At 40.1% G+C, this 6690-nt stretch carries 4 protein-coding genes and 1 tRNA gene; 2 read left to right on the top strand and 3 right to left on the bottom strand.

Translation table 11 applies throughout. From position 1 onward, the window contains the following. Window positions 1-202: 202 nt before the first annotated feature. Entirely contained in the window at window positions 203-2137 is a 1935-nt protein-coding gene (locus Q0779_RS23465) for an alkaline phosphatase D family protein (protein ID WP_298776669.1), read from the top strand. A 516-nt stretch (window positions 2138-2653) separates the two neighbouring features. Beyond that, window positions 2654-4459, top strand: coding sequence for a DEAD/DEAH box helicase (locus Q0779_RS23460; protein WP_298776667.1), 1806 nt, complete (start codon window positions 2654-2656; stop codon window positions 4457-4459). Between the two features lie 85 nt (window positions 4460-4544). Here Q0779_RS23460 and Q0779_RS23455 read toward each other — a convergent pair whose 3' ends face one another. The 3 genes from Q0779_RS23455 to Q0779_RS23445 form a co-directional block, all read right to left on the bottom strand. Next, window positions 4545-5963: a pectin acetylesterase-family hydrolase gene (locus tag Q0779_RS23455; RefSeq protein ID WP_298776665.1), complete on the bottom strand. Its 1419-nt coding sequence runs from the start codon at window positions 5961-5963 to the stop codon at window positions 4545-4547. Between the two features lie 256 nt (window positions 5964-6219). Beyond that, window positions 6220-6453, bottom strand: a complete 234-nt coding sequence (locus Q0779_RS23450; RefSeq protein ID WP_298776663.1) for a cysteine-rich CWC family protein — start codon at window positions 6451-6453, stop codon at window positions 6220-6222. 160 nt (window positions 6454-6613) lie between these two features. Further along, window positions 6614-6689: transfer RNA gene (locus Q0779_RS23445), tRNA-His, on the bottom strand. Between the last annotated feature and the right edge of the window lies 1 nt (window position 6690).

The following is a 6690-nucleotide window of genomic DNA, read 5'->3' as shown; positions in this document are numbered from 1 at the left end:
TTCTTTCAATAATGCGCCTTGAATTAAGCCTTTTTACGGGCTCTGAAAACATGCACTTTCAAGTGGTTTGGGTATAGACCGAATATAAGCGCCTCTCCTTTTATCAATAAGACGCGAAGACAACTGATATTTCTTTTAAAAAAAAGGGGATTTGTTTATCCTTGCCATTGAATTAATTTGAAGCAGAAAGGTATTTTAATCGATGCAGGCAGCCAATGATATAAAACATGTTGTACGTCAACTTCCTCTTGTATTGGCAGGCCCTATTCTACGCCATTGCGATGAAAGCAATTTTACCCTGTGGTTTGTGAGCAAAACGCCTCTAAATACACTTAAATTGCAATTAGAAAATACCTCGATTAACAGAGCTCTCAAAGATGATGAAATTTTTTGCATTCAACTGGGCCAGCATGCCTATCAATACCTCATTACCCTCAGTGAGAATACACTCCTTCCGCAACACACTTTCATTGGCTACACATTAATCGACAGCAAATTTGGCTCTCTTTTTGAAAACATCTCAGACTTACGCTATGAAGGTAAGACAACCCCTCAATTTGTCATTAAACCTAACATTGATAATTTATTACATGGCTCTTGCCGTAATCCGCATCATTTTAGTGATGATGGTCTGGTGAGAGCAGATAAGCATATAGAAAATGCGCAAACAATCGATGAGCGACCCACATTACTCATGCTCAGTGGTGATCAAGTTTACGTAGATGATATCGCTGGCCCTATGCTTTACGCTATCGGCAAAGTGATCACTATATTAGGCTTAAATAGTGAAGCATTTATTGACGGTACGGTTCCAAGCAGTGACCTGTTTCGATATAACCCGAGTGACATGTATCAACGTCATAGTCAGTTATTACCTAAAACACAGTATAAGGCCAAAACAGCCATAACTCGCTGGTATATCAATCATCCCATCTTTACCTCCTCATTGGCTGAAAACCATCTCATTAGTCTTGCTGAAGTAATAAGCTTATATCTACTCACTTGGTCCCCTGAATTATGGCGTGTCATTGATATTCCACAGGAGAATACTGGATTATATCCCATCAACCAACAGCGCTGGTGTGAGGAACTCAAGCACATCAAGCGATTTGTAAAAGGCTTGCCCAATGTTCGCCGGCTACTAGCCCACTTACCCACTTATATGATCTTTGATGATCATGATATCACTGATGATTGGAACCTCACTGCAAAATGGGAGCAGGCCGCTTACGAACATGCGTTTTCAAAAAGGATCATAGGAAATGCACTGATTGGCTATACTTTATTTCAAGGTTTGGGTAATGCGCCTAAAAAATTTGATGCTGAAATTATTCCGCATTTAAATCAGTATTTTTCATCCCCTAATAGTGAGCATCAAGATAATTTAATTAACCTATTATTGAAATTTGAAAATTGGCATTACACTCTTAACACCTCCCCCAAATTAGTGGTTTTAGATACGCGAACAAGACGCTGGCGCAGCGAATCAAATTTAGGAAAACCCTCTGGACTCATGGATTGGGAAGCCTTGATGGATTTACAACATGAATTAATGAATCAATCTAAAGTCATCATTATCTCTGCCGCGCCCATGTTTGGCGTTAAACTCATTGAAGCCGTACAACGCATGGCCACTTTATGCGGCGGCTCTTTATTAGTTGATGCTGAAAATTGGATGGCCCACCCTGGTACCGCCAATAGCTTACTGAGCATTTTTCAACATAAAAAAACCCCAGAACAATTCATTATTCTCTCAGGTGATGTGCACTATTCATTTAGTTACGATATCCATTTGAGATTTCGAACAGGCGGGCCTGATATTTACCAAATCACTTGCAGTGGCATTAAAAATCAATTTCCCGATAAATTACTCAATGGCTTCGACAAATTAAATGGCTGGTTATATGGACATTTTTCACCTTTAAATTTGCTCACTAAACGTAAACGTTTATCGATCCGTGGACGAAGACCCAATGGCCATTCAAGCCAAAGATTAGTGAACAATAGCGGCATAGGTTATTTGGCGATTGACGACAAAGGCGCCCCTACACAAATATCTGTTTTACACAGTGATATGAACACCACAGATTTTCATCCCCCAAGGCAACACAGAAAAGAGTTTAAAGATCTTCTGTGATACAACCCACCAATTGAGGACACTGTATTTGGTTTTGTGAATGAGAAACCATTATCTTGTTGAACCTGTCCTCTCTGACGACCTTGGAGTCAAAAATATTCATACCAAACATCATATCTTAGTGTTTAAAGACACTAAACCTCGAGTTAAATTCAACAATTAACATACCTCGATGTCACGACTCCCTTTCCACTCCAATCTATTTCCCCTAAAGCACAAGGATTTCAAAACAAAATAAAAAGGGCCACTGAAATAACACTTAATAAAAAATACAAAGTGAAAACTTTTAATACTCACGACCAATAAACATCCAATTGGCGCATTTATTGCTTCAAAAGAAGCAAAAAACCTCTAACCGCCCTAAAATACGACGATATACGAGTTGTAAAGCATATAAGACCTTTGCTATAATATGCCGCTATATTTACTTTTTCGTCGCGGGAAATCGACACGGGGTTGATTTTCTGTCTGTGAAATATTTAACGCGCTTCATGCGTTTCCACAAGGCTACAACCCATGTCATCCAATGAAAAAACTTTCCGCGAACTCGGTCTAACCGAGCCTTTGTTGCGTGCTCTTGACGAACTTGGTTACGAAAAACCAACACCTATTCAATCAGAGAGTATTCACCCTCTGATGGAAGGTAAAGATATCTTAGGTCAAGCACAAACAGGTACAGGTAAAACCGGTGCCTTTGCATTACCCTTATTAAACAGCATCGATCCAACCACAAATGCACCTCAAATTTTAGTCTTAGCGCCAACTCGCGAACTTGCGGTTCAAGTTGCTGAAGCTTTTGGTAGCTACTCTAAATTCATGAAAGGCCTGCACGTTCTGCCTATCTATGGTGGCCAGAGCATGCAACAGCAACTCAATGCCCTAAGACGTGGACCACAAATCATTGTCGGTACACCAGGACGCGTTATGGATCATATGCGCCGTGGCACACTTAAACTGGCAACATTAAAAGCCATGGTACTCGATGAAGCCGATGAAATGCTAAAAATGGGCTTCATCGACGATATCGAATGGATTTTAGAGCATACACCAAAAGAGCGCCAGCTAGCCCTATTCTCAGCCACTATGCCTGAGCAAATTAAACGGGTTGCCAATAAATATTTAGATAACCCTGTACATATTAAAATTGCGTCAAGTCAAACGACGGTTGAGTCAATTGAACAACGCTTTGTGCAAGTATCACAGCACAACAAATTAGAAGCTTTGGTTCGCGTATTAGAAGTTGAAAATACGGAAGGTATTATCATCTTCGTAAGAACCCGTAATAGCTGCGTTGAATTAGCTGAAAAATTAGAAGCACGGGGTTATGCGTCATCTCCACTTCACGGCGACATGAACCAACAAGCCCGTGAGCGCGCTGTTGAACAACTTAAACGTGGCAAGCTAGACATTTTGATTGCAACAGATGTTGCTGCTCGTGGTCTGGATGTTGAACGTATTGGTCATGTTGTCAACTATGATATCCCTTATGATACTGAAGCTTACGTGCACCGTATTGGTCGTACTGGGCGTGCAGGTCGTAACGGTATGGCGATTTTGTTTGTCACTCATAGAGAAATGCGTATGTTACGCACTATTGAGCGTGCAACGAAAAGCCGTATTGCGCCAATGAATGTACCTAGCCCAGAAACCGTCACAGAGCGCCGTTTATCGCGTTTAGGTGAGCAAGTTTCTAATATCATAGATAATGATTCTTTAGATTTCATGAAAGGCGCGGTTGCTCAACTTTGTCAGCAACTGGAAGTTGATACCGATATTCTTGCTGCTGCATTACTACAGCAAGTACAGAAAGAGCGTCCTCTTCAATTACCCGCCATTACCGAACGTCAACGCGATAACCGTGATTCTCGCAATGAACGTGGTTCGCGCGATCGTAATCGTCGTGGAGAATCTAGACCTACACCGACCAATTTAGGCACAGCGGATCCTTTAAAAGACAACCCAGATGTCAAAATGTGTCGTTACCTTATCGATGTGGGACGTGATAATGGTGTCGGTGTCGGTAATATTGTTGGCGCCGTTGCGAATGAGGCCAATATCGATAGCCGCTACATTGGTCAAATTCAATTATTCGATCAAATGACCGCCATAGATTTACCGGATGGTATGCCAAAAGACGTATTACAACACTTACGTAAAGTACGTGTATGCGGTAAAGCCCTGAATATTCGTGAAGCGAGTGGTCAAACTGTAGAAGTCAGTGACAGTAGACCACCACGTCGCCCACGTCGTTCTTCTGGTGATCGTCGTCCTTCTGGTGACAGAAAACCACATCGTAAAGGCCCAGCAAAAGACGCTGAATAAGCCGACTTTGAAAGTGCTTATTCAATAAAATAAGCATTCATAAAGAAGGAGCCTAATGGCTCCTTTTTATTTGAAGGTGTTCAAATCAATGAGGCGGATTAAGTCGCTCATACAGGTGTGGATTGGTCGTTATCGGCGCCCCTAAAACTTTATTCAAAAAAAGATAATAGGCGTTCACCCCCTTATCATAATCAAGCTGTTCATTTGACTCTTTAAAACTTAAAAGTGGTTTAGTCGGATCCATAAAATCTGCAATAAATGATGACAATACTTGACCTTCTTCTTGAATGTCTGCTGCATTAAACTCAATAATACTGGCGCAATGGCTTTCATTTAAATCCCGAAATTGAGGAAGGTAATAAGCAAAATTGTCATACTGATCCAATTGCATGGTTAATGCATCAGTATCTTGTTGCCATAATTCATGAATATAACTCCACTTGGTGATGACATCAGTTTCAGACTCAATGTAATCATAAAATCGCTCATATGAATAAGCAGAATAGTTCAAATCTTTTTGAAAATGTACGTGGGCTAGACGGTCATCAGGCCAAGCTTGTGCTAATGCACTATTAATCGTTCCCAGATCGGAAACACTAAAATGGGGTAAATCTTGACTAATATAGTCAATAATATTGTCTAGCCCCCAAGCCTGATTAATTTTTCGATGTAACGGTAAACTAGCCGCTTCGCTACCTTGTAAAGCAGGAAAAATAGGACCAGAGTCATTAAACAAATAAGCTGTACTCGTTGGTGACATATCTCGGCGCAGTAGATGATAATTGACAAGCGATCCTGTTCCACCGGCACTACAACCAGTAACCATCATTCTAGCAGGCTGCTGCATATTGTCTCTTAACCACGCATTAATTGCCCTCATATTAGCAAAGCCATTATGATGCCATTCTAAAGGCGCATTGATGCCTTCAGGATCATCATAGACCTCTACTCTATCACCAGCATAAATATCACCAGTACAATAAGGTACATAGACTAAGTTCCAATTTTGCACTTCAGGATGATCTTCATAATGAGGTGGAAAAATAAATGGCGAAACCAATGCCGTATTGAGATTAAAAATATAATTATCAGGGATCCCATCAGGGTTCCTTGCCCCTCGAACCCCCTCCTGACCACTGCAACTTTCATAATCCCAACAAGCACCTCCACCTTCTAAATAAAATAGATAATTGTGATTATCATTAACCCTTCGAATATAAAATTTATACTCGCTTCCGTTACCACATATTGCGCCCGTTTCTTTAGATAAGTTCACCTGTTGCCATAAATTAAAGAGTCTAGGTTTGAAGCCATCTTGAAAATCAACAGGATTAGAAAGCAATGGGTAAGGGCCAATCCTTTCGCTATCACGGATAAGATTATCGGCCTTAGGGGGCCAGAGAAGATGTAAAGCACTTTGCCAAGATGAATAATAACCATCATCATAAGCAAAGGCGGGATTAAGCAATATTGTAAGAAAAACCCCCACCCATAATTTATGCATAAAGAGCCTCAAGTCATATGATTGTAATGATAAACATAAGACAAAATTAGCCTTTTGCAATAAGAAACACTTTTTAAATTCAGTTAGTTATAAAGTGTTAAGAAAAAGGAGCAGCTTTAAAAAGATGTCAAAGAGAAATAATAGAACTTGAAATTTAAACAACACTCTCCTGTAAAAGAGGTCGTTCATTTCTATGAATATTAGCTTAGAGACTATCGCTTACTCCCCATAAGCTGGCTTTAATACTCCTATACCGTCATTTACATTTGAACTGACTTTGAGTTTGGCTCCTATTCTCTTCAACTTTATTCATTTGCTTGACGCAAGATTGACATAAACATTGATGGTCATTAATACCTAAATGAGAGAAACCAGATTGTATTGGAAAAGATTGTTGATGACACCAACAATCACTGACCTTTTGACCCGACACCACCGCACATTCATTATTTCTCGCACATAATGGACATTCAAGTTCGTTCGGCTTCATGAGTTTATCCTCTATTTTGACTCTCTAATATAAAAACATCATACACCTTTTCTAAATAGTTCCTAGTCAAAAAGATCAAGACTATAAAGAGATAAAAAATGTGCGTCAAAATAGAAATTATTGATGTGAAGATGAGATAAAACGAAGCAGTAAAAAAGAATGGGGTGACTGATGGGGCTCGAACCCACGACAACCGGAATCACAATCCGGGGCTCTACCAACTGAGCTACAATCACC

Origin of the sequence: uncultured Shewanella sp. (genome assembly GCF_947491715.1) — a bacterium.
In the GTDB taxonomy this organism is placed as follows: Bacteria; Pseudomonadota; Gammaproteobacteria; order Enterobacterales; family Shewanellaceae; genus Shewanella.
This window is presented reverse-complemented; position numbering and strand designations above follow the sequence as displayed.

Bases quoted from the DNA above. Each gene is read 5' to 3' on its own strand.
- Q0779_RS23450 (WP_298776663.1), bottom strand. From the start codon at position 6,453: ATGAAGCCGAACGAACTTGAATGTCCATTATGTGCGAGAAATAATGAA.
- Q0779_RS23455 (WP_298776665.1), bottom strand. From the start codon at position 5,963: ATGCATAAATTATGGGTGGGGGTTTTTCTTACAATATTGCTTAATCCC.
- Q0779_RS23465 (WP_298776669.1), top strand. From the start codon at position 203: ATGCAGGCAGCCAATGATATAAAACATGTTGTACGTCAACTTCCTCTT.
- Q0779_RS23460 (WP_298776667.1), top strand. From the start codon at position 2,654: ATGTCATCCAATGAAAAAACTTTCCGCGAACTCGGTCTAACCGAGCCT.